This is a genomic window from Pseudomonas asplenii, from assembly GCF_900105475.1.
GTDB lineage: Bacteria > Pseudomonadota > Gammaproteobacteria > Pseudomonadales > Pseudomonadaceae > Aquipseudomonas > Aquipseudomonas asplenii.
The window spans coordinates 6,008,495-6,033,532 of record NZ_LT629777.1; the positions used below are offsets into that span (position 1 = coordinate 6,008,495).

The window sequence follows — 25,038 nt, forward strand, 5'->3', positions numbered from 1 at the left end:
GGTCTTGAGATCGCTTTCGCGGGCAAGCCCTGCGCCTACAAGATTGCGTCGTACACTTGTAGGCGCAGGGCTTGCCCGCGAAGAATCCACCACAATCCCACGCCTGCCGACGCTAGAAGTCGCGCTTGTAGAAGATGTCCAATGAGCTGGCTACCCCACTCGCCGCCTCCAGGTACACCCGCTTGGTCAGCAGATAGCGCAAGGCGATGGTGTTGGCCGGTTCGAACACTCCGACGCCATAGCGCAGGCTCAGCTTCTCGGTGATCTTGCCGCTGGCGACCACCGCCGTCTTGTTGCCGCTGCCCTGGGTATCCAGTTCGAAGTCCTGGACCCCGAGGTTCTTCGCCAGGCTCGAGGTGACCGACGAACTGCCCATCAATCCCAACCCCAATGCCGCCTGGGCGAGCATGTTGTTGTCTTCGCCGGTGGTGCTCAACGGGCGCCCCAGCACCAGATAGGACAACGCCTGCTCCTGGCTCATCGCCGGTTCCGAGAAGATCTGCGTGGTCGGCTGTTCGGCACTGCCGCTCAGGCGAATGCCGGCGATCACATCGCCGGTCTGGCGGATTGCCTCGATGTCCAGATACGGCTGGTCGACCGGACCGGCGAACAGCAGACGCGCCCGGCGGATGCTCAGGCGCTGGCCGTAGGCGCGATAACGCCCGTCGTTGAGCCGCAACTCGCCACGGGTATCGAGGTTGTCGCCGATATGCACCTGCCCCTGCAGGGTCGCGGTCAGGCCGAAGCCGCTGAAACTGAGCGTGTCCTGACCCACGATCACATCAATGTCCATGGCGATGGCCATCGGGGGCTTGCCCTCCTCGGTCTGGTTGCCGACGATCACCGTATCGTCCGACACCTTCACCGTCGACGGCGGCAGCTCCCGCACGGTGATTTCGCCCTTGGGCACCAGCACCTTGCCAGCAATCGCCAACCGGTCGCCGTGCATCGTGATGTGCAGATCCGGGGCCACCTGCAAGGCCGCGTAAGGCTCAACGGTCACCGGCAGTTGCTCACCCTTGAGGGCGATGTCCACCGCCAGGGCGTCGGCCCAACCGATGTGCCCGCTCAAACGGCCCTGCCCCGATTCGCCGCCCTTCCAGCTACCGTTGAGCTGGACATTTTCCCCGGCGATCTGCGCCTGGACCTGCAGGTCGCTGATCGTGGTCGGTAGCTCCGGCCCCGATACTTCGCCACCGCTGAGCAACAGGTTGCCGTTGACCTGCGGCGCCAGCAGTCCACCCGACAGGCGCCCGCTGCCGTCCAGGCGACCGGCCAGCTTCTCGACCATCGGCACGAACGGCCGGATCACGGCGATATCGAGCCCACTGAGGCGGAAGTCGCCGCTCAGCGGCTTGTTCTTCGCCAGCGGATTGATCTGCGCCTGAAGGGTCAGCTCGCCGAGCTTGCCACCGCGAAAGTCGAGGCTGGTGTCGACCCGGCGCGGTGTCAGTTCGCTGGTCAGCCGAAGGGTTTCATAGGGGAACTCCAGCCATTGGCGACGCTTCTCGCGCACACGCAAGGTGCCGCCACTGGCATCGATCAGAATCCGGCCCTTCGGACCGCTGGCCGGCAGATCCACTTGCAGGTCGGCATTGAGCCGGCCCTGCCAGGCGAAATCCCGGGGCATCCACTGGGCCAGGCTTTCCAGGGGGAACTGCTTGAGGTACAGACGCAACCGGGGTTCGGGCATCAGCCGTTGATCTTCGCCACACAGGCTGGCCTCGCCGGACGCCCAGCAGTGGGCACCGAGCGTCAGGCGACCCTGCTCCAGCCGTTCGAGCCTGGCCGGCCCCTGCAGCTTCCAGTCCTGCCCGCCGGTACGAATGTCACCCGAGGCCAGCCGGCCGCGCCAGTTGCCGCCATCCAGCGAGCCATCGGCGCCCAGGGCCAGCTTCAGCAACGGACCTTGCAGATCCAGTTGCACCTGTTGGCGCTTGATGTCGCCCTCGCCATTGACCAGCAGGTTGCCCAGGTCGGTTTCGCCGAGCTGGATCGCATTGCCCTTGAGTTCCAGGCGCGCGCGCTGGGCCTTGTCGAGGTTGGCATCGAGGTTGAGGCTCTGCAGCCGGTTATCGGCGAACGCCAGTTGCTGGCCCTGCAGGCTGACTTTGCCCTGAGGGGCCTTGAGGCTGCCGGCGACGTCGATGCGGCCCTTGAGCTGACCACGCAATTGCGGCCAGAGCTGTGCCAGGCGCGGCATGTTCAGATCGAGCTGGCCGGCCAGTTGCTGTTCCAGGCGACCATTCCCCGTGATCCGATTGTCCCCCAGGCGAATATCCAGCGCGGCGAGGGACCACTGCTCGCCGCTGCCACCGGCCTTGGCCTGAAACACCGCCGGTTGCCCGCGCAGCTTGCCCTTGAGGGCGACATCGGCGCTCAGCGCGAGCCGCTCGTTTCTGAATTCACCCTTGCTGCGCAAAGGTCCGGCCAGGGTGCCAGGCAATTGCGCCACCCAGTAGGCCGGGTTGAGCGCACTGAGGTCCAACGCGGTGTCCCACGCCACACCCTCGGCAAACTGCACCTTGAGATAACCGCTGGCCTTGCCCTGCCCCGCCGTCAGTTCGAGCTGCGGCAAGGCGATCTGCTGCAAGTCGCCACTGAACGGACTGAGCAGACTGAAACGCCCGGCCGGACCCTCGAGATCGGCCTTGAAGTTGCCCAGGTAATTGCCATCGGTGTAGTGCACTTCACCGACGAAGGTCCGCGCCTTGACCGCCGGTTCATCGATCAGCGGATAGAGGCGATGCCAGGGGAAATCCAGCCAATCGACAGTACCGTCCGCACTGAAACCCTTCTGCCAGTCCAATTGCCCACTGACTTTCAGATGCTGGTCAGTGCCGGCATCCAGTTGCAGCGCGGCGATCTGCGCGCCCTTGGCATCAACCCGACCGTTCAGGAGCAGGCCTACAGCCCCCTGCTCGGCCGGCAGGCTGGCCTGGCCCTGCAGTTGATAGCCGTTTTTCAGGTCACCGTTGCCGGTCAGTTCCAACTGGTTGAGTTGCAGGGTATCCGGCAGCTCGGGGCTGGCCTTGAAACCGTCAGCGGTAATCTTCAACTGGGCCGGGAGGTTTTCCGCCAGGGCCTGCAACTGCCCGGTCAGTTGCCCTTGCAGATAGCCACTGCTGTCGGCCTTGAGGTTCAGGGTCTTGAGCAAGTCACCCTGAACGTCCAGGGCCAACGCCCAGGGGACGCCGCCGGGTGCCGGCAACATCAGTCTGCCCTGCAACGCCAGCGGCCACTGGGCAATCGGTTGCAGCAGGCCGGACAGCTCCAGGCTCAAATCGTCGCGCCGTACATGCAGCGTGTCGATCTGCAAACCGGCGGCAGTCCAGTGGGCCGCCAGTTGCAGCTCACGGAACTGCTCGCTGCCATCCAGCAGCAGGCTGCCAATCCGCACCTGGCCGAGACGGATGCTCAGCGGCAGTTTCAGGTTGGGCAGGACCAGCGGACCGCTGTCGGCTTGCGGCTCGCCGGGCGCGAAGTGCAGTTCGACCCGCTCGACATCCAGTTGATCGATACACAGGCTCAGTCGCGCCAGGCAGGGAAACGACCAGTCGAACCGTGGCTGGCTCAGTTCGACCCGACTGCCGCCTTGCTCCCAATACACCCGATCGGCACTCCACTGGCCGCCCAGGCGGCCCTGGAAGTTCTCCACCGTCAGCCCCGGCACTTGTGCCAGCGCCCAACGGCTGCCGCCCTGGGTACCCAGCAGCACCGCCAGGGTCGCGGCCACCAGTAACACCAGCGCCAGGATCACCAGGCCGGCCATTTTCAAACCACGCGTCACAGCTCGGGTCCCATGGAAAAGTGCAAACGAATACCGCCCGGATCATCCAGGGCATGGGCCAGGTCGAGACGAATCGGTCCGACCGGCGAAACCCAGCGCACACCGATACCGACACCGGTCTTCAAGCTGGGAAAATCCAGGGTATTGAAGGAATTGCCCTGGTCGATGAAGGTCGCGATCCGCCACTTGTCGGCGATGGAATACTGGTACTCGACACTGCCGGCCACCATGTAGCGGCCACCGATCCGGTCGCCGTCAGAGTTCTCCGGGGACAGGGTCTGGTACTCGTAGCCGCGTACGCTCTGGTCGCCCCCGGCAAAGAAGCGCAACGACGGCGGCACCGACTTGTAGCCGTTGGTGGCGCTGCCGCCGAACTGCACCCGCCCAAGGAACCGATGCTTGTCCCAGACGGTGGTCAGGCCCTTGAACAGGGCCGTGCCGTACAGCAGATTGTTGTCCGAGCCCAGCCCTTCCTTGGCAACCTTGGCATCGAACTGCAGACGATAGCCGTTGTGCGGGTCGATACGGTTGTCGCTGCGCAGGTACGAATAGCTGACGCCGGGCATCAGCAAGGTGCTCAGGCCCGAGTCGTCGCCCAGGCGATATTCCTCGCGCTGCCATTTCAGCGAGATTACCCGTTGCCAGCCGTTGGGCAACTTGCTGTGCCACTCGGGGCCGACGGTGAGCAGCTTGCTCAGGCTGTCGGTGTTGGCCAGTTCTTCATATTGATAACCGGCCGCCCAGCGCAGCTTGTCGGTCAGTGGCGGGTCCAGTGGATGGTCATACCAGACGCCGATGTTCTGACGGGGCGCGGAGATTTCGCTTTCGATACCGTAGCTGTCACCCTCGCCGTTGACCCAGTGCCGGGTCCAACTGGCCTTGCCGCGTGGCCCGACGTCGGTCGAAAAACCGAGGCCCAGGCCCAGGGTCCGTGGTTTGCGGGTTTCCAACTGGACATCCACAGGAATCACCTGGGCCGTGGCGGCGGTCGGCACGGCGTCGACCCGTACCCCCTCGAAGTAACCGCTCGATTGCAGCGCCTGGTTGAGTTCGGCGATCAGCTCGGAGTCGTACGGGGTATCGGGCTTGAACGGCACCATGCGTTGCAGCAGGTCCTCGTCGAACGGCGTGTCGCCGGAAAAATGCACCGGGCCCAAGGCATAGCGCGGACCGCTGTCGTAGACCAGCTCGATATCGGCAACCCCGGCCTGTGGATCGACCAGCAGTTTCTGCGCGGTGAATCGTCCGCTGAAGAAGCCGTAGCGCGAGGCCTGGTTCTGGATCAACCGCTTGGCGTCTTCATAATGACCGTGATTGAGCACGGCACCGGGACGCAGGGCATCGCTTTTCGGAATACGGAACGCCTTGAGGTGCGCGGCGGGCCCGTCGATCCGCACCGTGACGTTGCGCAGGTGCACCGGCTCACCAGGATCGATCTTGATGATCAGGCGCGGGGTCTTGCCGCCCTCGACCTCGCTGTCGATACGTGGCTGATAGTAGCCAAGGGCCTGGGCCGCTTTCTTCGCCTGCTCCTCGGCCCCCCGGCTGAAGCGTTCGAGTGCACGCTCGCTGCGATCGCCGAGGCTGCCGATATAGCCTTCCACATTGGACTTCAACTCATCGTTGGCCGGGTTGACCCGAACATCGAGTTCACTCTGCGCCAGCGCCACCGTACTGCATAAAAGCAGGAGCAGGCCGCTGGTAACTCTTCCTGAAAACGTCATAAGCGCGGATGCTACCACGGGCTGGGGACCGTCATAGAACCCCGACTGCGGTTAAAAGTTCGACACTTAAGCCATTGCTGTTTGTAACGTCTGCGGGTGGGCGTGATAAAACACATGTTCAAGAATCGGTCCTACAGCAATTTCTCCGATTTCCTCATAGCCTTGGCGCTTGTAAAACTCCAGGTAGCGCGGGTTCCCCGTATCGAGGATCACGCCCTGCGAGTGCTCGTCCTCGGCGCACCAGTTGTGTACTGCCGTCAGCAGCTGCTCACCATAATGCTGGCCCTGGAACTGCGGGTGAATACCCAGCAGCGGCAATACATGCAGGGCGGCCGAAGGCACACAGGCCAATACCGCCTGCTGGTAGTCCAGGTAGCGCCGGGTGCACTTGAAACCGGTCCCGAGCAGCATACGCATGCGCCACGCCCAACTCTCGGTAATGCCCAGGCGACGTAGCGGCGGCGCGATCAGCGCGATGCCGATCAGGCGATCGTTGACCAACAGGCCAATGGCGGGCAACTCCTGGAAAAAATGCTGCTTGACCAGCTCACGTACGGTGGCCCGCACCCGCTGCTCGTAACCGGCCCGTTCGGACTCGAACAGATAGCCGAAGAGCGGTTCGTGACGATAGGCGTGATAGAGCAGGGAGCGGGCTTCACGTGAGTAGCCGCTGTCGAGCAGGTGAATACTGGCAGTGGTTTCTGGAGTGTCGGGCATTTCGATCTCCCTGAACGCTACATGAACATAGCTGGCTGTCATGTACGAGCGCCTGACCCGCCTGACAGTTCAAATCGACTACCCAGCCAACACCTGTTGGATAACGTTAGCAGTGCATTTGTCCTACTGCCACGCTGGCCCGGATCGGACTTGTCGGCTAGCATCGCTGTTTTGCCAGGACTGCCGCCCATGAAGATCGTCTCGTTCAACATCAACGGCCTGCGTGCCCGCCCCCATCAGCTGGCGGCGCTGATCGAGAAGCACCAGCCGGACGTGATCGGCCTGCAGGAAACCAAGGTCTCCGACGAACAGTTTCCCCAGGCAGAAATCGAGGCGCTGGGCTACCACGTCAGCTTCCATGGGCAGAAGGGCCATTACGGCGTCGCGCTGCTCTCGCGCCAGGCGCCGCTGAGCCTGCACAAGGGGTTCGAAGGCGATGACGAGCAAGCCCAGAAACGCTTTATCTGGGGCACCTTCGCCGATGAGAACGGCAACCCGGTGACCATCATGAATGGCTATTTCCCCCAGGGCGAAAGCCGCGACCACCCGACCAAGTTCCCAGCCAAGGCCAAGTTCTACCAGGACCTGCAACAGTTGCTGGAAAGCCGTTTCAGCAACGACGCGCCACTGGTGGTGATGGGCGACATCAACATCTCCCCCGAGGACAGCGACATCGGCATCGGTGCCGACAACGCCAAGCGCTGGCTGAAGACCGGCAAGTGCAGCTTCCTGCCGGAAGAGCGCGAGTGGCTGGGCCGCCTGAAGAACTGGGGCCTGGTGGACAGCTTCCGCCATCTGCATCCCGAGGTGAACGACCGTTTCAGCTGGTTCGACTACCGCAGCCGGGGTTTCGAGGACGAGCCCAAGCGCGGGCTGCGCATCGACGTGATCATGGCCTCCAACGGGTTGCTGCCACGGGTCAAGGCCGGTGGCGTCGACTATGAATTGCGCGGTATGGAAAAACCTTCCGATCATGCGCCGATCTGGCTGGAGTTGAGCTGAGTCACGCCGTTCGGGGCGGGTTTGGCCGCGAGGGCTTCTTCGCGGGCAAGTCGTCCTACAGGATTGCGTCGCCCCCCCTGTAGGAGCAGGCGGTGCGGCGATCCGACTTGCCCGCGAAGAGGCCCGCACAGGCTGCTGTCATCTTTCTGCAACCTAACTGACTCATTCTTGCCGCACTTTTGTTTCCAGAAGGTGCCGCCTCATGCTGCGTGCGCTCGCCCTGCTGCTTTTCTGCGCCCTGGCCCCCACGGTCCAGGCCGCCCTCCCCACACCGCCCGACGACGGTCTGGTGCTGCGTATCCAGGGTTCCAACACCATCGGTGCCAGCCTGGGGCCTGCGCTGGTCAAGGGCTGGCTGGTCGAACTGGGCCTGCACGGCGTGCATGATACCGCCACCGGCAAGGCCAACGAACAGCGGGTTCTGGCCACCACCGAGCAGGGCCGCCGCGTGCGCGTGGACATCGCCGCCCATGGCTCCAGCACCGGCTTTGCCGCCCTCAAGGCCGGCAGTGCCGACCTCGCCGCCGCTTCCCGACCGATCAAGGACAGCGAACGCCAGGCGCTGGAGTCACTCGGCGACCTGAAAAGCCCCGAGGCCGAACAGGTGATCGCCATTGATGGCGTGGCGATCATCCTGCATCCGCAAAACCCGCTGACCCGCCTCGATACCCGGCAACTGGCGAAGATCTTCGCCGGCGAAGTGAAAACCTGGGAAGAACTGGGCGGCATCGGCGGACCGATTCATCTGTATGCCCGCGATGACCAGTCCGGTACCTGGGACACCTTCCGTGAGCTGGTCCTGACCCCGCACGGCAAATCCCTGAGCAACGCGGCCAGACGATTCGAGTCCAGCGAACAGTTGTCGGACGCCGTGAGCCAGGACCCGGCCGGTATCGGCTTCATCGGCCTGCCTTATGTACGCCAGGCCAAGGCCGTGGCGATTGTCGATGGCGACTCGCAAGCGATGTTGCCGCTCGCCAGCCTGATCGCCACCGAGGACTATCCGCTGTCGCGCCGACTGTTTTTCTACTTGCCGCCGAATGCCGCCAATCCCTGGGCGCACTCGCTGCTGCAATTCGCCCAGAGCCAAGCCGGCCAGGCGCTTGTCGCGCGCAGCGGATTCATCGCCCAGACGGTCAAGGCGATGCCGGTAGCCGCCAGCGCACAGATGCCCGCCGACTACCAGGCATTGGCGAAACAGGCCCAGCGCCTGTCGGTGAATTTCCGTTTCGAAGAAGGCAGCGCCAGCCTGGACAACAAGGCCCGCCAGGATCTGCAACGGGTACTCGATTACCTGCGCGCCCGCGACAAGTTGAACGAACGGGTCACGCTGGTGGGATTCGGCGATGCCAAGAGCGACCCGGAGCGGGCGCAACTGCTGTCGAAACTGCGGGCCATGGCCGTGCGTCGGGAACTGCTCAAGGGCGGCGTGGTGTTTCGCGACATTCTAGGCTTGGGCGAGCAGATGCCGGTGGCGGCCAATACCGCCGATGAAGGCCGGATCAAGAACCGCCGGGTCGAGGTGTGGGTCTACTGAGGATTCCGGGGGCCCCCATTCGCGGCGGACCGCCGCGAACAGGGTGACGCGCTTTCAATGACCGCTGCGCATCATCTCCCGTGGTACGTACTTGCCAATCTCGTACTTGCCAATCGCCGCCCGATGCACCTCATCCGGCCCATCGGCCAGGCGCAAGGTGCGCTGCATCGCATACATGTACGCCAGCGGGAAGTCGTTGGAGACGCCTGCCCCGCCATGGATCTGGATCGCCCGGTCAATCACCTTCAAGGCCACGTTCGGCGCCACCACCTTGATCTGGGCAATCTCGCTCTTGGCCACCTTGTTACCCGCAGTGTCCATCATGTACGCCGCCTTCAGGGTCAGCAGGCGTGCCATGTCGATCTCCATCCGCGAATCGGCGATCTTGTCGATGTTACCGCCCAGTCGTGCCAGCGGCTTGCCGAACGCGGTGCGGTTGACCGAGCGCTTGCACATCAATTCCAGTGCCCGTTCGGCCATGCCGATCGAACGCATGCAGTGGTGAATCCGCCCAGGCCCCAGGCGCCCCTGGGCGATCTCGAAACCACGGCCCTCGCCCAGCAGCACGTTCTCGTACGGCACCCGCACATTCTCGAACAGCACTTCGGCGTGACCGTGCGGCGCATCGTCGTAACCGAACACCGGCAGTGGCCGGAGGATCTTCACGCCGGGGGTGTCCACCGGCACCAGGATCATCGAATGCTGCTGGTGCCGCGGCGCATCCGGGTTGCTCAGGCCCATGAAGATGAGAATCTTGCAGCGCGGATCGCAAGCGCCGGAGGTCCACCATTTCTTGCCGTTGATCACCCACTCGTCGCCGTCACGCACCGCGCGGGCGGCCATGTTGGTGGCATCGGAGGAAGCCACGTCCGGCTCGGTCATGGCGAAGGCCGAGCGGATCTCGCCGCGCAGCAACGGTTCGAGCCAGCGCTGCTTCTGTTCTTCATTGGCGTAGCGCACCAGCACTTCCATGTTGCCGGTGTCCGGCGCTGAGCAGTTGAACGGCTCCGGGCCCAGCAGCGAGCGGCCCATGATTTCCGCCAGCGGCGCGTATTCCAGGTTGGTCAGCCCCGCGCCCAGTTCGGACTCCGGCAGGAACAGGTTCCACAAACCTTCGGCGCGGGCCTTGGCCTTGAGTTCTTCCATGATCGCGGTGGGCTGCCAGCGATCGCCCTCGGCGACCTGACGCTCGAACACCGGTTCGGCCGGATAGACATAGGCGTCCATGAACGCGGTGACACGCTCGCGCAGTTCCTGGACCTTGGGCGAATAGGCGAAATCCATGGGCAGCTACCTTCCTGAACAGATGGTTGGGGACATGGAACCGATGCTAGTCGCCGCTACGAAAATTTACCAAAGCTATTCTCAGCGTGTATTAACATTCATCACCGATATATGATCAGCTGATCGCACCCTGACAATAAGAGCGCCGCGAAATGAATCTGAGCAAGGTCGACCTCAATCTTTTCATCGTCTTCGACGCCATCTACACCGAAGCCAACCTGACCCGTGCCGGGCAGATCGTCGGCATTACCCAACCGGCGGTCTCCAATGCCCTGGCCCGCCTGCGGGAAACCTTCAACGACCCGCTGTTCGTGCGCACCGCCCAAGGGATGGTGCCCACGCCGATGGCGCAGAACATCATCGGCCCGGTACGCAATGCGCTGTCGCTGTTGCGCACCTCGGTCCAGGAAAGCCGCATCTTCAACCCGTTGCAGGCGAACAAGACCTACCGCATCAGCATGACCGACCTCACCGAGGCGGTGATCCTGCCGCCGCTGTTCCAGCGCCTGCGTCGCCTGGCACCGACCGTGGCGATCGAGAGTTTCCTCTCCAAGCGCCGCGAAACCACCAAGGAACTGGCCGCCGGGCGCATCGACTTCGCCGTCGACGCCCCGCTCAACACCGACCCGCAGGTGCGCCACGTGCGCCTGATGGAAGACCGCTACGTCTGCGCCATGCGCAAGGGCCACCCGCTGGCGGGCAAGGACAAGCTGAGCCTGGACGATTACCTGGGGCTGACCCACATCCATATCTCCAGCCGGCGCAACGGCCTGGGCCATGTCGACCTGGCCCTGGGCAAGATGGGCATCCAGCGCAAGATCGCCCTGCGCTCGCAGCATTACCTGATGGCCTCGCAGGTGCTGCAGCAGACCGACATGGTCATGACCGTACCGGAGCGTTTCGCCCGCCGGCACGAATTGCATTACTTCCACCTGCCGGTCCATGACGTGCCCCCCGTGGAAACCCACCTCTACTGGCACGAAAGCACCGACCAGGATCCGGCCAACCGCTGGATGCGCGAACAGATCATCGAACTGTGCCAGCAGGTCACCGCCCACGAGAAGAAACTCGACAAGGCCTGAGCCACTTTAATAAGCGGGCGCCTGTGGTGGGCGGGCTGGCCCGCGCAGGGGAGCGCAGCTCCCTCCTCCCTCTTGATGACACACCCATTGCCCGCGCTCTGCCGTCCGCCAGCTTGACGTATACGTCAACCAGCCTTTAGTTTACCCCTCATGATCCTCCCCGAGCGCCTTCATGAGCAGCCAGACCTACAGCATCTCCGACCTCGCCCGCGAGCTCGACATCACCACCCGTGCCATCCGCTTCTATGAAGAACAAGGCATGCTGGCCCCCGAGCGCCGGGGCCTGGAGCGCATCTATTCGGCCCGTGACAAGGTGACCCTGAAACTGATCCTGCGTGGCAAGCGCATCGGCTTCTCCCTCGCCGAGTGCCGCGAACTGATCGAGTTGTACGACCCCAGCGGCGGCAACCAGAAGCAGCTCAACACCATGCTGGCGAAAATCGCCGAGCGCCGCGCGCAACTGGAACAGCAACTGCTGGATATCGAACAGATGAAACTGGAACTCGACACCGCCGAGGAGCGTTGCATGCAGGCGCTGGCACAGACCCTCGAATAATCCGACACTCAAGACCGCACCGGCCCCACATTTCACAAGGTACCCGCCCATGTCCCTCCCCCCCCACGTCCGCCTGGTCGAAGTCGGCCCCCGCGACGGCCTGCAGAACGAAGCCCAGCCCATCAGCGTCGCCGACAAGGTTCGTCTGGTCGACCGCCTGACCGACGCGGGCCTGGACTACATCGAAGTCGGCAGTTTCGTCTCGCCCAAATGGGTGCCGCAGATGGCCGGCTCGGCCGAGGTCTTCGCCGGTATCCAGCGCAAGCCGGGCGTTACCTATGCCGCCCTGGCCCCCAACCTGCGCGGCTTCGAAGATGCCGTGGCCGCCGGGGTCAAGGAAGTGGCGGTATTCGCCGCCGCGTCCGAGGCTTTTTCCCAACGCAACATCAACTGTTCCATCAAGGAAAGCCTCGAACGCTTCGCGCCGATCATGGACGCCGCCCGCCAACATGACATAACCGTGCGCGGCTACGTGTCCTGCGTGTTGGGCTGCCCGTACGAAGGTCCAGTGGCCGCCGAGCAGGTCGCGGTGGTCGCCCGCGAGCTGTATGCAATGGGCTGCTACGAAGTGTCCCTGGGCGACACCATCGGCACCGGCACCGCAGGCGCTACCCGAAGGATGTTCGAGGTGGTCTCCGCCAGCGTGCCACGGGACAAGCTCGCCGGACATTTCCACGACACCTACGGCCAGGCCATGGCCAATCTCTATGCCAGCCTGCTCGAAGGTATCCAGGTGTTCGACAGTTCCATCGCCGGCCTCGGCGGCTGCCCCTATGCCAAGGGCGCCAGCGGTAACGTCGCCACCGAAGACGTGCTCTACCTGCTCAATGGCCTGGGTATCAACACCGGTGTCGACCTTGATCGTCTGCTGCTGGCCGGCCAGGAAATCTGCAGCGTGCTCGGCCGGGCCAGCGGGTCGCGGGTCGCCCGGGCGCGGCAGGCGGGATGAATGTGTCCTGGTGTTACCGACTGGAAACACAAACGAGTAACACGGAAACAGATTCAGCGAATGGGCCTACGGACGATTGTCCTACAAAAATGTCAAGCCATTGATTTAAAAGGACTTTTAAAAGTTGGCACGCCACCTGCTATATCTCTGGCATAACAAGAATAAAAAGCAGCAAACCCATAAAAATAAGACGTACCGACTCTGACATAACAAGAACAACACGGCAGAGACGCAGCTAACAGATTCTTTTGGAGCAGGTGTGCTTTCAGGGAGCCTCCGGGTCACCCGCAACCGGGCAGAGAACAATAAAACTACCTCAAGGTAGCCCCGAACTGGTTGGATCACCTGATAAGGCAAGTCAGCGCTCAAAAAAATATGTTTGCTCTTTGACCCCGGATGGGGGTCGCCAGAACAGCGGTAAAGGGCCACGGTTGACAAAAACAACAACAGACCGCCCCTCAATAACAAGAAAAGAGCACACAAAACGCATTCAAGGGGAGCTTCGGCTCCCCTTCGTGTTTCTGGGCCATTCACCTCTCCCCCTGCGGTATGTCTGTTCAGCCATTGCGCACACCACCTGCACGCCTTGCCGGCTCGCCAGCCAAAGCGACACGCCATCGCCACCGGGGCATAAGTGCTCGGGAAACGCTGGACGGCGTTAGCACAAGACGATGACCGCAAGGCCATAACCGGCTATTTTCCAGGTACAGATAACTGATATTAACTCACTGATAAAGCTCAACTTTTTCAACTTTTACCGGCACGTATTCAGCCTAAGCTGAAGGGCCTGTTCACCGAAAAAGTCGACGTTCATGAGTACCCAGACAGCTGCACCAGCCACCCCGCTTCGCTCCACCCGCAACCATCGCCTGCTGCTCAAGCAACTGCCGGCCTGGTTGACACAGGCCTCCCTGGCGCGACGCCAGGCATTCGCCACGCGCCTCAAACAGAGCCAGACGTCCAAGCGCGCACTGGCGCACCACCTGGAAGGTTTCCAGAGCGTCGAGGACTTTGCCGCGCCGCTGCTGTCCCGGGCCCTGGACCAGCATTATGGCCCCGGCCTGGACATTCTCCGCGACCAGCTGCGGCACGTGCACATCCTCGCCGCCGCCACCCTGGGCGAGCCGCGCCGCGAGAACATCATCGTGCAGAGCCTGCTGCAGGCCGCCCTGCAGAACTTCGAAAGCAGCGAAACCGGCCACTTCGGTTTCGACCGCGGCTCGGCCATCCTTCGCACAAGTACCACTGCGCTGAAAAAACCCATCACCCCCGCGAATTTTGCCGCGCTCTGTCGCCAGCTCGACCTGGGTGGCCAGTACCAGCAACACGTCGAACGCTTTCTCCTGCCCAAGGAACGCGGTCGCTCCAGCCCGCGCTACAACATCGTCTTCGAACAACAGGCTAGGGACGAACTGGCGCTGGAGGCGGAAATCGCCCTGCTCAAGGGCCACCTGGACACCTCGGCCTACCAGATGCTGCAAAGCCTGGTCGATTCGACGCAAGTCCCGCGCTGGGACCAGCAGCCGGTGAAGTGCTACACCCTGACCCTGCTGGACTTTCCCAATGTCGACGGCGGTGCCTGGGGTGCCTTGCTCAAGGGCGTCCTGCTGATCGAACACAGCCTCCCTGCCGCTAACGGCGAGCGACCCTGCGTGGCCTATTTCGCGGGCGACCCACAACAAGCGGTCAAGCGCTACAGCTCGTTCAACGCCTTGCACCAGGACCTGCGCGAACGCCTGCGGGACAAGACCTACCAGGCGTTTGCCAGGCGTTATGTCCACCTGCGCACCCAGCCGGCCTTCTTCCAGGCCCTCGAAGACCGCCTGAACCCACTGGACCCGGTCAGCGGGCACCGCAAGCCGGCCCCGAACGCCAGCCTGAAGCTGGAGAAAAGCCCGCTGGGCGACAACCCCTTCAGCGAGTTCTGTGTGCTGCAGACGGTCAAAAAACTCGACGACGCCCGCGTCACGGCGGTGTCCACCGACGAGGAGGACAAGAAAACCCGCGCCGCACGGCTGCACTCGCTGCTGAACTGGACCGTCAACCTGCTGTTCCTGGTGCCCGGTCTTGGCGAAGCCATGCTCGCCGTCGCGGGCGCGCAGTTGCTCGTGCAGCTCTACAACGGCATCGAAGAATGGCGCCATGACGAGAAAATGCAGGCGGTGCTCGGGTTTATCGGTGTGCTGCTGAACGTCGAGCTGCTGGGGGCGGGAGCCGTGCTGGCGCGGAATGTCGAAGGTGCCTCGTTTGTCGAGGGGCTCAAGCCGATCAAGTCTCCCCACGGCAAGCCCGCCCTGTGGAAACCCGACCTTGCGCCTTACGAACACCCACTGCCCGACACGGCACAGCTCAAGCGCGATGCCAGCGGCCTGTTTCACCACCAGGACAACGCCTACCTGGAGTTCAACGGTCGCCATTACCGGCTGCGCCCCGGCTCCAGCAGCAACCGCTACCACCTGCAACACCCGAAAAACCCCGACGCCTATGGCCCGCTGGTCTATCACAACGGCAAGGGCGCCTGGCGCCATGAGTTCGAACAGCCCTTGCAGTGGCAACAACCGCAACTGTTTTCACGGCTGGGACCGGATGCAGCCAGCCTGGAGCCGGCGGCGGCGAAAAAAATCATGCAACTGAGCGGGATCGACGACGCCGTCCTACGGCGCGTGCACCTGGACCAGGAGCCGCCCCCGGCCCTGCTCGAAGACAGCGTGACGCGCTTCAAGCTCGATCGGGACCTCAAGCATCTGGTGCAACGCCTGCAAGACGGTGGCGCGGCCGACGGTTCCCTGGACGAATTGCATATGGAACTGCAATTGCTGACCACCGAGCCGGTCTGGCCGTCGACCAAGGTGTTGCGCCTGCTCGACGAGCATGGCGCGCCGCTGAAGGAATACCCCGCCGGCCAGGCGCAAGCCTTGCGCCGCATCGACGTCCGCTGGCCCGGGCTCAATGCCAACCAGTTGCTGCGCAAGGTCCTGGAAAATCTCGATGAAAGCGAAATCCGCCGCTTGCTGGGCGAGGACTTCGGCACCGGTCCCATCAGCCTGGACGCCCGCACTGTGGCCCTGAGGCGCAAACTGGCGACCCAGGCCGTCAGCCGCCGCACGGCGCTGTTCGAATCCCACTACAGCTATCGCATCCAGACCAGCGACCCCGCCGTGGCCGTGATCCGCCAGGCCTTTCCCGACCTGCCAGGGCCGGTCGCCCAGGAGTTGCTCGCCAACGCCAGCCCGGTCGAACGGCGCATGCTCTACGACGCAGAGCGAGTCCCGCTGCGACTGGCCGAAGAGGCCCGCTACTACCGCCACACGGCCCGCCTGGCGCGGACCCGCGAAGGGCTCTATCTGGAAGCGACAAACAACCCCGACACCGACCGACTGGTCCTGAGCCAGATCGGCAAGCTGCCTGGCTGGTCGGATCAGGTCCGCCTGGAAATACGCGAGCCCCACTTCGGCGGCACCTTGCTCGACAGCCTCGGCGAACAGCAGGCACTGATTCGCAAGGTGCTGGTCAAGACCGGCGACCAGTACGAAGCCCATGACGCCCTGGGCCAGGAACTGCATGGGGCGGACAATCTGTACAGCAGTGTCTTGCACGCCCTGCCCGATACCGAGCGCAAGGCCCTGGGGTTCCCCAGCCCCCATGAAGCCGCCAGCCTGAAACAGACGGTGCTCGAGCAGCCATTGCCGCCGCGCAAGGAGATGGAAAAACTCCTCGGCCTGCCCCCCATCAGGCCCGGCTACACGCCACCGATGCGCCTGGCGACCCGACGCCCCGGCACCTCGATTGCAGGACCCGAATTCAGCACCCGCTCCGGGGCCTTCACCGAGCTTGCCCAACGGATTTACCCCGATCATCCGTGGCGGTATGTGGAAGAGTTTCTCGAGCTGCGAGGCCTGAACGAGGGGGCGGCGATACAACGCCTGGAGCAATTGGAGAGCGAATACAACACCTTGTGCGCACAACTCGATGCCTGGGTCGAAACACCGCAGGCTCGCGGGGTAGACCTGATGAACAAGCGCATGATCGCCAGAGAGATCAGGCAATGCTGGCGCCGGGATCCCTTCCGATTCGGCGCCGAGCACGGCTACCGACTCGACTTGACGCTTTACGACCGGGCAGCCCGCCTGCCGGTCCTGTCGGCCGATTTCAGCCATGTCACCGAACTGTACCTCAACCTGGTCCACCCGGACATCGCCGAGGGGCTGAATACGTTCCTCGAGCGTTTCCCCCAAGTGAACCGCCTGGCTGTCATCGGCGGTGCGCTGACCGAGATTCCGCTGGCGCTGGGCTCGATGTCCAGACTGAGTTACCTCAACCTGGCCAACAATGCCATCGTCCTGAGCGAAGAGCGGGCCACCCTGCTGACCGAGCTGACACAGCTGACCCACCTGAATCTGAGCAACAACCCGAACCTGGGTCGTTTGCCGGATTTCAGCGCCATGCCCAACCTGGCCAACATCAACCTGCGCAATACCGGGCTCACCGCCTGGCCGACCGGCTATGAGGGGCTGTTGGACCTGGTCCAGCTGGACCTGAGCATGAACCAATTGACCACGATCCCGGAATCGGTCCTGGATACCAGCACGAGAGGTCAAGAGATCGCCCGGGCCCACTACCTCTTTGGCAATCCCATCGAAGCCGAGTACATGAACGATGTCATGGAATACCACTCGGAAACCGACATCGATCTGGGACTGGAGATACCGGTCGACTCGGAGTCGGATGCCAGCATGAGCGACGACTCGCCGGCACATAGCCCGCAGGGCTCGCGCGCCCCCGTTTCACGCGATGAAGGTGCCTGGCTGGAAGGCCTCGATGGCAAGGGACAGGAAGCCTTTCGCGACACCTGGCTGCGCCTGGCCGGCGAGGAACCGGTCGAGCAGTCCGAAGCGTTTTTCCGGGTCATCGGCGACCTCAGGGAGTCGGCCGACTATGCCGACGATATCGCGCGCCCGAAACTCCTGGACAAGGTCCGGCGCATGGTCAGCGCCGCGGTCGAGGACACGGCATTGCGCGAGAAACTCTTCGCCAAGGCCAACGCGCCGCAAGCGGACGCCTGCGCCGACGGCATCACCGTGGCCTTCAGCGACATGGGCTTCGATGTGTTGCTGCATGAGGCCTACACTGAGCCGGACGCCGGGAAGGTCGAGTCGAAACTGCTGCAACTGGCGAAGGGCAAGTCGCGCCTGGATCGCGTCAACGCCCAGGCCCGGGACGTGATCAATCAACGCCGGGCGGCGGGTCGACGTCCTGATGAAGCCGAAGTCTACCTGGCCTTTCGCATCGGTCTGGGGGAACGGCTGGAACTGCCCTGGCAAGCCTCGACAATGCATTACGAAAAGATTGCCGGAGTCACCCCGCAGCAGATCGAGACCGCTTACCAGGCCATTCTCGAACAGGAGCGACAGCCCATGGATGCGGTCCGGCAACTGATCGGCCAGTCGTTCTGGAAAGACTACCTGGAGATCCAGTATCTGCAGGAACTCAGCGAGAAGGAGGCGCTGCGCGACAGCAAGAGCGACGCCCTGCTGGACCTGCAATCGGCGCAGGAGCGCTGGTTCGGCAATGGTGCCCTGCCCGAGGAGGAAAAGACCCGGCTGCAGGCCGTCATGAAAACCTCGGCCAGCACCCTGGGCCAGTCCGAGCAGGACGTGTTTGCCCGGCCCATGACCGACGCCGAATACCAGGCCCTCTACGAAACCATCGCGCGTGAATACAGCGACGAAATGGAACGCCTGACCGCGCAGGCGTTGCAGGAGCACACAAAAACGAGCTGAGCGCGGCGGCGGAAAATGCCCGGTTGACAGTCAGCTACATCAAGCTTACGTTAACGTAAAGGTAAATACTGCCTCACCGCCTTGCTCATTCCATAACAAAAGGTGCCCCATGAGCTATCCGACCCTGAACTTCGACCTCGGCGAAACCCTCGACATGCTCCGCGACCAGGTCCAGGACTTCGTCGCCCGGGAACTGGCACCCCGTGCCGCGCAGATCGATACGGACAACCTGTTTCCCGCCGACATGTGGCGCAAGTTCGGTGAGATGGGTCTGCTGGGTATTACCGTAGCAGAAGAATATGGTGGCACCGGCCTCAGCTACCTGGCCCATGTGGTCGCCATGGAGGAAATCAGCCGAGGCTCGGCCTCGGTCGCCCTCTCCTACGGTGCGCATTCCAATCTGTGCGTCAACCAGATCAACCGCAACGGTACGCACGCGCAGAAAACCCGCTACCTGCCCAAACTGATCAGTGGCGAACATATCGGCGCACTGGCCATGAGCGAACCCAACGCCGGCTCCGACGTGGTCTCGATGAAACTGCGCGCCGACAAGCGCGGCGACCACTATGTGCTCAACGGCAGCAAGACCTGGATCACCAACGGCCCCGACGCCAACACCTACGTGATCTACGCCAAGACCGACCTGGACAAGGGGGCCCACGGCATCACCGCCTTCATCGTCGAGCGCGACTGGAAAGGCTTCAGCCGCGGCAACAAGTTCGACAAGCTGGGCATGCGCGGCTCCAACACCTGCGAGCTGTTCTTCGATGACGTCGAAGTGCCGGAAGAAAATATCCTTGGCAGCCTCAACGGCGGCGTGAAGGTGCTGATGAGCGGCCTGGACTACGAGCGCGTGGTGCTCGCCGGCGGCCCGACCGGCATCATGCAGGCCTGCATGGACCTGGTGCTGCCCTACATCCACGACCGCAAGCAGTTCGGCCAGAGCATCGGCGAGTTCCAGCTGATCCAGGGCAAGGTCGCCGACATGTACACCCAGCTCAACGCCAGCCGTGCCTACCTGTATGCCGTGGCCCGCGCCTGCGAACGGGGCGAGACCGCCCGCAAGGATGCCGCCGGGGTGATCCTCTACACCGCCGAACGCGCCACCCAGATGGCCCTCGAGGCAATCCAGATTCTCGGCGGCAACGGCTACATCAACGAATTCCCTGCCGGACGCCTGCTGCGCGACGCCAAGCTCTATGAAATCGGCGCCGGCACCAGCGAGATCCGCCGGATGCTGATCGGCCGCGAACTGTTCAACGAAACCCGCTGAGGGGCGCGCCCATGGCCATTCTGCACACGCAACTCAATCCGCGCTCTGTCGAATTCGCCGAGAATCACGCGGCGATGCTCGAACAGGTCAGCGCCCTGCGCACGCTGCTCGCCCAGGTCCGTCAGGGCGGCGGGCCCAAGGCCCAGGAACGGCACACCTCACGCGGCAAGTTGCTGCCCCGCGAGCGCATCAATCGCCTGCTCGACCCCGGCTCGCCGTTTCTGGAAATCAGCCAACTCGCGGCCCATGAGGTGTATGGCGAAGACGTGCCAGCCGCCGGGGTGATCGCCGGCATCGGCCGGGTCGAAGGCATCGAATGCATGATCGTCGCCAACGACGCCACGGTCAAAGGTGGCTCCTACTACCCGCTCACCGTGAAGAAACACCTGCGCGCCCAGACCATCGCCCAGCAGAACCGCCTGCCATGCATCTACCTGGTGGACTCCGGCGGCGCCAACCTGCCGCGCCAGGACGAAGTGTTCCCGGATCGCGAACACTTCGGACGGATCTTCTTCAACCAGGCCAACCTGAGCGCCCAGGGCATCCCGCAGATCGCCGTGGTCATGGGTTCCTGCACCGCCGGCGGCGCCTACGTGCCAGCGATGGCCGACGAAACCATCATGGTCCGCCAGCAGGCGACCATCTTCCTCGCCGGCCCGCCACTGGTGAAAGCCGCCACCGGCGAAGTGGTCAGTGCCGAAGATCTCGGCGGTGCCGACGTGCACTGCAAGGTCTCCGGCGTCGCCGACCACTATGCCGACAGCGACGAACACGCCCTGGCCCTGGCCCGGCGCAGTGTCGCCAACCTCAACTGGCGCAAGCTCGGCGAACTGCAGCAACGCGCGCCGATTGCGCCGAACTACCCCGCCGATGAGCTGTACGGGGTGATCCCGGCAGACGCCAAGCAGCCGTTCGACGTGCGCGAAGTGATCGCCCGGCTGGTGGATGGCTCGGTACTCGACGAGTTCAAGGCCCTGTTCGGCACCACCCTGGTCTGCGGCTTCGCCCACCTGCACGGCTACCCGGTAGCGATCCTGGCGAACAACGGCATTCTCTTCGCCGAAGCCGCGCAAAAAGGCGCGCACTTCATCGAACTGGCCTGCCAGCGCGGCATCCCGCTGCTGTTCCTGCAGAATATCACCGGCTTCATGGTAGGCCAGAAATACGAGGCTGGCGGCATCGCCAAGCACGGCGCCAAACTGGTCACCGCAGTGGCCTGTGCCAAGGTGCCGAAATTCACCGTGATCATCGGGGGCAGCTTCGGTGCCGGCAACTATGGCATGTGCGGACGGGCCTACGACCCACGGTTCCTGTGGATGTGGCCGAATGCACGGATCGGCGTGATGGGCGCCGAACAGGCGGCCGGCGTACTGGTGCAGGTCAAGCGCGAACAGAGCGAGCGCAGCGGCCAGGCCTTCACGGCGCAGCAGGAAGCCGAGATCAGGCAGCCGATCCTCGACCAGTACGAGCACCAGGGGCATCCGTACTACTCCAGCGCCCGCTTGTGGGACGACGGCGTGATCGACCCGGCACAGACCCGCGACATCCTCGGCCTGGCCCTCTCGGCTGCGCTCAATGCGCCGATCGAGCAGAGCCGGTTCGGCGTGTTCCGCATGTAGGCCTGAATGCCTCCGAGGCTGACACATCCTTGTCGGAGCCGGGCTCGCCCGCGAATAGGCCCTGTAGATCGCTAGAAGCTTCGCGGGCAAGCCCGGCTCCTAGAATCGAGCAAACGCTGCAACTCTCCCAGCGGAGCGACCCGAAAATGACCGACTTCAACACCCTGGAACTGCACACCGATCCCCGCGGTTTCGCCACCCTCTGGCTCAGCCGTGAAGCCAGGAACAACGCGTTCAACGCCGAGATGATCCGCGAACTGATCATCGCCCTGGACCAGGTCCAGGCCAACCCCGCACTGCGTTTCCTGCTGCTGCGTGCCCGTGGCCGGCACTTCAGCGCCGGCGCCGACCTGGCCTGGATGCAGCAATCGGCGGAGCTGGACTACCACACCAACCTCGACGATGCCCGCGAACTCGCCGAGCTGATGTACAACCTGGCCCGGCTGAAACTCCCCACCCTCGCCGTGGTACAAGGCGCGGCCTATGGCGGTGCGCTGGGCCTGATCAGTTGCTGCGACATGGCCATCGGCGCCGAGGATGCCCAGTTCTGCCTGTCGGAAGTGCGCATCGGCCTGGCCCCGGCGGTGATCAGCCCGTTCGTGGTCCAGGCCATCGGCGAGCGCGCGACCCGCCGCTACGCCCTCACCGCCGAGCGCTTCAGCGGCCTGCGTGCCCGTGAACTCGGGCTATTGGCCGAATGCTACCCGGCCGCCGAGCTGGACCGGCAGGTCGAGGCCTGGATCGACAACCTCATGCACAACAGTCCGCAAGCGATGCGGGTGAGCAAGGACCTGCTGCGCGAAGTCGGCAGCGGCGCCCTCACCCCGTCCCTGCGTCGCTACTGCGAAAACGCGATTGCCCGTATCCGGGTCAGCCCCGAAGGCCAGGAAGGCCTGCGCGCCTTCCTGCAAAAACGCCCGCCCGCCTGGCAAGGCGGATCGACTAACGAGGAGTCCAATCGATGAGCGCCCCCGTGATCACTTCCCTGCTGGTCGCCAACCGGGGCGAAATCGCCTGCCGGGTGATGCGTACCGCCAAGGCCATGGGCCTGACCACCGTCGCCGTGCACAGCGCCATCGACCGTGACGCCCGCCACAGCCGCGAGGCCGATATCCGCGTCGACCTGGGCGGCAGCAAGGCCGCCGACAGCTACCTGCAGATCGACAAACTGATCGCCGCCGCCCAGGCCAGCGGCGCCCAGGCGATTCACCCAGGCTACGGCTTCCTCTCGGAAAACGCCGACTTCGCCCGCGCCGTCGAGGCCGCCGGATTGGTCCTGCTCGGCCCGCCCGCCAGCGCCATCGACGCCATGGGCAGCAAGTCCGCCGCCAAGGCGCTGATGGAGACCGCCGGCGTACCGCTGGTGCCCGGCTATCACGGTGCGGCCCAGGACCTGGAAACCTTCCGTGAGGCTGCCACACGTATCGGCTACCCGGTGCTGCTCAAGGCCACCGCCGGCGGTGGCGGCAAGGGCATGAAGGTGGTCGAGGAACCCGGCCAACTGGCCGAAGCCCTGGCCTCGGCGCAACGCGAAGCGCAATCGTCGTTCGGCGACTCGCGGATGCTGGTGGAAAAGTACCTGCTCAAGCCGCGCCATGTGGAAATCCAGGTATTCGCCGACCGCTACGGCAACTGCCTGTACCTCAACGAGCGCGACTGCTCGATCCAGCGCCGCCACCAGAAAGTCGTCGAGGAAGCGCCCGCACCCGGCCTCAGCCCGGCACTGCGCCAGGCCATGGGCGAGGCAGCGGTACGCGCCGCACAGGCCATCGGCTATGTCGGCGCCGGCACCGTGGAATTCCTGCTGGACTCGCGCGGCGAATTCTTCTTCATGGAAATGAACACCCGCCTGCAGGTCGAGCACCCCGTCACCGAAGCCATCACCGGCCTCGACCTGGTCGCCTGGCAGATACGCGTGGCCAGTGGCGAGCCACTGCCGATCAGCCAACAGGACGTGCCGCTGCGGGGGCACGCCATCGAAGTGCGGCTGTATGCCGAAGATCCGGGCAATGATTTCCTCCCGGCAACCGGACGTCTTGCGGTCTACCGCGAATCGGCGCCCGGGCCGGGCCGACGGGTCGACAGTGGTGTGGCCGAAGGTGACAGCGTCTCGCCCTTCTACGACCCGATGCTGGGCAAGCTGATCGCCTGGGGCGAAACCCGTGAACAGGCCCGCCTGCGCCTGCTGGCGATGCTCGACGAATTCGCCGTCGGCGGACTCAAGACCAACCTCGCCTTCCTGCGGCGGATCGTCGGCCATCCGGCTTTTGCTGCGGCAGAACTGGATACCGGTTTCATCCCGCGTTACCAGGAACAACTCCTGCCGCCGGCCGAGCCACTGAGCGAGGCATTCTGGCAAGTGGCCGCCCAGGCGTGGCTACAGAGCCTGCCCGAAACCCGTCGCCAGGACGATCCAGCCTCGCCCTGGTCGGCACGCACCGGTTTGCGCAGTGGCTTACCCAGTGAGACCGTGCTGCACCTGAGCTGTCGCAACGAAGACCGCGCAGTGACGCTGGAAGCGAACGCCGCGATCACGTGGCAGGGTGAAGAGCTGTCCATCGAGCAGCAGGGCTTGCGCCAGCGTCATCGCGCGATCCGCCGGGACAACGAGCTGTACCTGCAGTGGCAGGGCGAACTGCTGGCGCTCAGCGCGTTCGACCCGATTGCCGCAGTCGACGCCAGCCACGGCCAGCAGGGTGGCCTCACGGCACCGATGAACGGCAGCATCGTTCGCGTGCTGGTCCAGGTCGGTCAGGCAGTCGAGGCCGGAACGCAACTGGTGGTACTCGAAGCGATGAAAATGGAACACAGCATCCGCGCGCCTCAAGCTGGCGTGGTCAAGGCGCTGTATTGCCAGGAAGGCGAGATGGTTGCCGAGGGCAGCGTGTTGGTGGCGTTGGAGTAACGGTTCTGGAAGGCCCGCCCCCAACCGGTGGAGGGCCTTTCTTCTAGTCCTGTAGGAGCGGGCTTGTCCGCGAAAGGTCCCTTGAGATCGCTAAAAGCTTCGCGGGCAAGCCCGCTCCTACAACAGATGGCGGTCAGAACTTCGCAGTTGCCTGCACGACTACTCCGATAATGCTGTAGTCATCGGTGAACAGGATCTTCGGATACGTCGGATTCAATGGCTTCAGGTAATGCTGGCCGCCCTCTTGCACCCACTGCCGGAAAATCGCCTCCTCGCTGTCACGCAGACGGGCAACCACCAGCTTGCCAGGCTCGGCTTCCAGATCCGGATCCACCAGGATCAGCATACCCTCGGGCACGCTGATACCCACCGGCGCGGTCATTGCGTCCCCCGCCACCTTCAGCCAGAACGCCGCTCCCGAAGCGTAGTGATCGGCCACTTCATAATACGCGCTGACGAGCTCTTCGGCCCCCGGCTCGCAGGTCCGCACCACCGCTCGCCAGTCACTGACCGGGTAGCGGAACGCCGACGTGGTGTCGTAAAGCTGACCATCGCGCTCCGCAGGCGCCTGTACCGCCACCGAACGGTCGCGGATCACCAGCGCGATCTCCAGGTGCCCGAGCCCCAAGGCCAGGAAGACCTTGTTCATGGTTTCCAGATCCGGCTGACGGCGTTTATTGAGCCAATGGCCAACGCCGCCCTGGGACACCCCAACGCGCTCTCCGAGTTTTTCTTGCGTGAGATCAAGCTCGCGCAGCTTGGCTCTCACCAATGCAATCCATTTATCCATGGACGGCACAATACGGGCTGTACTCAACGG

15 protein-coding genes are annotated in these 25,038 nt (G+C 63.8%); 10 read left to right on the top strand and 5 right to left on the bottom strand.

What is annotated here, in order from left to right:
• Positions 1-112: 112 nt before the first annotated feature.
• The 3 genes from BLU37_RS26675 to BLU37_RS26685 all read right to left on the bottom strand — a co-directional run bounded on the left by BLU37_RS26675 (position 113) and on the right by BLU37_RS26685 (position 6,231).
• Complete coding sequence (locus BLU37_RS26675) at positions 113-3,790, bottom strand: translocation/assembly module TamB domain-containing protein (RefSeq protein ID WP_090210343.1); 3,678 nt, start codon at positions 3,788-3,790, stop codon at positions 113-115.
• On the bottom strand, positions 3,787-5,514 hold the full coding sequence (locus BLU37_RS26680; RefSeq protein ID WP_090210345.1) for an autotransporter assembly complex protein TamA: 1,728 nt from the start codon (positions 5,512-5,514) through the stop codon (positions 3,787-3,789). Before BLU37_RS26680 ends, BLU37_RS26675 begins: the two co-directional genes overlap by 4 nt.
• Positions 5,515-5,580: 66 nt before the next feature.
• Positions 5,581-6,231, bottom strand: a complete 651-nt coding sequence (locus tag BLU37_RS26685) for a GNAT family N-acetyltransferase (RefSeq protein WP_090210348.1) — start codon at positions 6,229-6,231, stop codon at positions 5,581-5,583.
• A 189-nt stretch (positions 6,232-6,420) separates the two neighbouring features.
• Between BLU37_RS26685 and xthA the strand changes: the two genes are divergently transcribed.
• On the top strand, positions 6,421-7,233 hold the full coding sequence (xthA, locus tag BLU37_RS26690) for an exodeoxyribonuclease III (RefSeq protein WP_090210350.1): 813 nt from the start codon (positions 6,421-6,423) through the stop codon (positions 7,231-7,233).
• A gap of 202 nt (positions 7,234-7,435) precedes the next feature.
• Entirely contained in the window at positions 7,436-8,770 is a 1,335-nt protein-coding gene (locus BLU37_RS26695; RefSeq protein ID WP_090210352.1) for a substrate-binding domain-containing protein, read from the top strand.
• Between the two features lie 54 nt (positions 8,771-8,824).
• Here the strand turns inward: BLU37_RS26695 and BLU37_RS26700 are convergent, their stop codons facing one another.
• Entirely contained in the window at positions 8,825-10,054 is a 1,230-nt protein-coding gene (locus BLU37_RS26700) for an acyl-CoA dehydrogenase (RefSeq protein ID WP_010445573.1), read from the bottom strand.
• 152 nt (positions 10,055-10,206) lie between these two features.
• Here BLU37_RS26700 and BLU37_RS26705 point away from each other — a divergent pair, with 152 nt between their 5' ends.
• The 8 genes from BLU37_RS26705 to BLU37_RS26740 all read left to right on the top strand — a co-directional run bounded on the left by BLU37_RS26705 (position 10,207) and on the right by BLU37_RS26740 (position 24,218).
• Complete coding sequence (locus BLU37_RS26705) at positions 10,207-11,136, top strand: LysR family transcriptional regulator (RefSeq protein WP_029533873.1); 930 nt, start codon at positions 10,207-10,209, stop codon at positions 11,134-11,136.
• 172 nt (positions 11,137-11,308) lie between these two features.
• A complete protein-coding gene (locus BLU37_RS26710; RefSeq protein ID WP_090210354.1) occupies positions 11,309-11,692 on the top strand; it encodes a MerR family transcriptional regulator in 384 nt (127 codons plus the stop codon).
• 49 nt (positions 11,693-11,741) lie between these two features.
• A complete protein-coding gene (locus BLU37_RS26715; protein ID WP_090210356.1) occupies positions 11,742-12,641 on the top strand; it encodes a hydroxymethylglutaryl-CoA lyase in 900 nt (299 codons plus the stop codon).
• A gap of 812 nt (positions 12,642-13,453) precedes the next feature.
• The gene (locus tag BLU37_RS26720; RefSeq protein ID WP_090210358.1) at positions 13,454-18,421 is read left to right on the top strand and encodes a dermonecrotic toxin domain-containing protein; all 4,968 of its coding nucleotides are present in this window, start codon (positions 13,454-13,456) and stop codon (positions 18,419-18,421) included.
• A gap of 109 nt (positions 18,422-18,530) precedes the next feature.
• Positions 18,531-19,694: an isovaleryl-CoA dehydrogenase gene (locus BLU37_RS26725; protein WP_090210360.1), complete on the top strand. Its 1,164-nt coding sequence runs from the start codon at positions 18,531-18,533 to the stop codon at positions 19,692-19,694.
• Between the two features lie 11 nt (positions 19,695-19,705).
• The gene (locus BLU37_RS26730) at positions 19,706-21,313 is read left to right on the top strand and encodes a carboxyl transferase domain-containing protein (protein WP_090210362.1); all 1,608 of its coding nucleotides are present in this window, start codon (positions 19,706-19,708) and stop codon (positions 21,311-21,313) included.
• A 146-nt stretch (positions 21,314-21,459) separates the two neighbouring features.
• Positions 21,460-22,278 (top strand): gamma-carboxygeranoyl-CoA hydratase, encoded by an 819-nt coding sequence (locus tag BLU37_RS26735; RefSeq protein WP_090210364.1) that lies wholly within the window; start codon positions 21,460-21,462, stop codon positions 22,276-22,278.
• A complete protein-coding gene (locus BLU37_RS26740; protein WP_090210366.1) occupies positions 22,275-24,218 on the top strand; it encodes an acetyl/propionyl/methylcrotonyl-CoA carboxylase subunit alpha in 1,944 nt (647 codons plus the stop codon). The genes BLU37_RS26735 and BLU37_RS26740 overlap by 4 nt, the downstream gene beginning before the upstream one ends.
• Positions 24,219-24,351: 133 nt before the next feature.
• Here the strand turns inward: BLU37_RS26740 and BLU37_RS26745 are convergent, their stop codons facing one another.
• Positions 24,352-25,008, bottom strand: coding sequence for a LexA family protein (locus tag BLU37_RS26745; protein ID WP_026007737.1), 657 nt, complete (start codon positions 25,006-25,008; stop codon positions 24,352-24,354).
• Positions 25,009-25,038 lie beyond the last annotated feature (30 nt).

Excerpts from the sequence above, each read along its gene's own strand:
- BLU37_RS26680 (WP_090210345.1), bottom strand. The coding sequence starts at position 5,514 with ATGACGTTTTCAGGAAGAGTTACCAGCGGCCTGCTCCTGCTTTTATGC.
- BLU37_RS26685 (WP_090210348.1), bottom strand. The coding sequence starts at position 6,231 with ATGCCCGACACTCCAGAAACCACTGCCAGTATTCACCTGCTCGACAGC.
- xthA (WP_090210350.1), top strand. The coding sequence starts at position 6,421 with ATGAAGATCGTCTCGTTCAACATCAACGGCCTGCGTGCCCGCCCCCAT.
- BLU37_RS26695 (WP_090210352.1), top strand. The coding sequence starts at position 7,436 with ATGCTGCGTGCGCTCGCCCTGCTGCTTTTCTGCGCCCTGGCCCCCACG.
- BLU37_RS26700 (WP_010445573.1), bottom strand. The coding sequence starts at position 10,054 with ATGGATTTCGCCTATTCGCCCAAGGTCCAGGAACTGCGCGAGCGTGTC.
- BLU37_RS26705 (WP_029533873.1), top strand. The coding sequence starts at position 10,207 with ATGAATCTGAGCAAGGTCGACCTCAATCTTTTCATCGTCTTCGACGCC.
- BLU37_RS26710 (WP_090210354.1), top strand. The coding sequence starts at position 11,309 with ATGAGCAGCCAGACCTACAGCATCTCCGACCTCGCCCGCGAGCTCGAC.
- BLU37_RS26715 (WP_090210356.1), top strand. The coding sequence starts at position 11,742 with ATGTCCCTCCCCCCCCACGTCCGCCTGGTCGAAGTCGGCCCCCGCGAC.
- BLU37_RS26720 (WP_090210358.1), top strand. The coding sequence starts at position 13,454 with ATGAGTACCCAGACAGCTGCACCAGCCACCCCGCTTCGCTCCACCCGC.
- BLU37_RS26725 (WP_090210360.1), top strand. The coding sequence starts at position 18,531 with ATGAGCTATCCGACCCTGAACTTCGACCTCGGCGAAACCCTCGACATG.
- BLU37_RS26730 (WP_090210362.1), top strand. The coding sequence starts at position 19,706 with ATGGCCATTCTGCACACGCAACTCAATCCGCGCTCTGTCGAATTCGCC.
- BLU37_RS26735 (WP_090210364.1), top strand. The coding sequence starts at position 21,460 with ATGACCGACTTCAACACCCTGGAACTGCACACCGATCCCCGCGGTTTC.
- BLU37_RS26740 (WP_090210366.1), top strand. The coding sequence starts at position 22,275 with ATGAGCGCCCCCGTGATCACTTCCCTGCTGGTCGCCAACCGGGGCGAA.
- BLU37_RS26745 (WP_026007737.1), bottom strand. The coding sequence starts at position 25,008 with ATGGATAAATGGATTGCATTGGTGAGAGCCAAGCTGCGCGAGCTTGAT.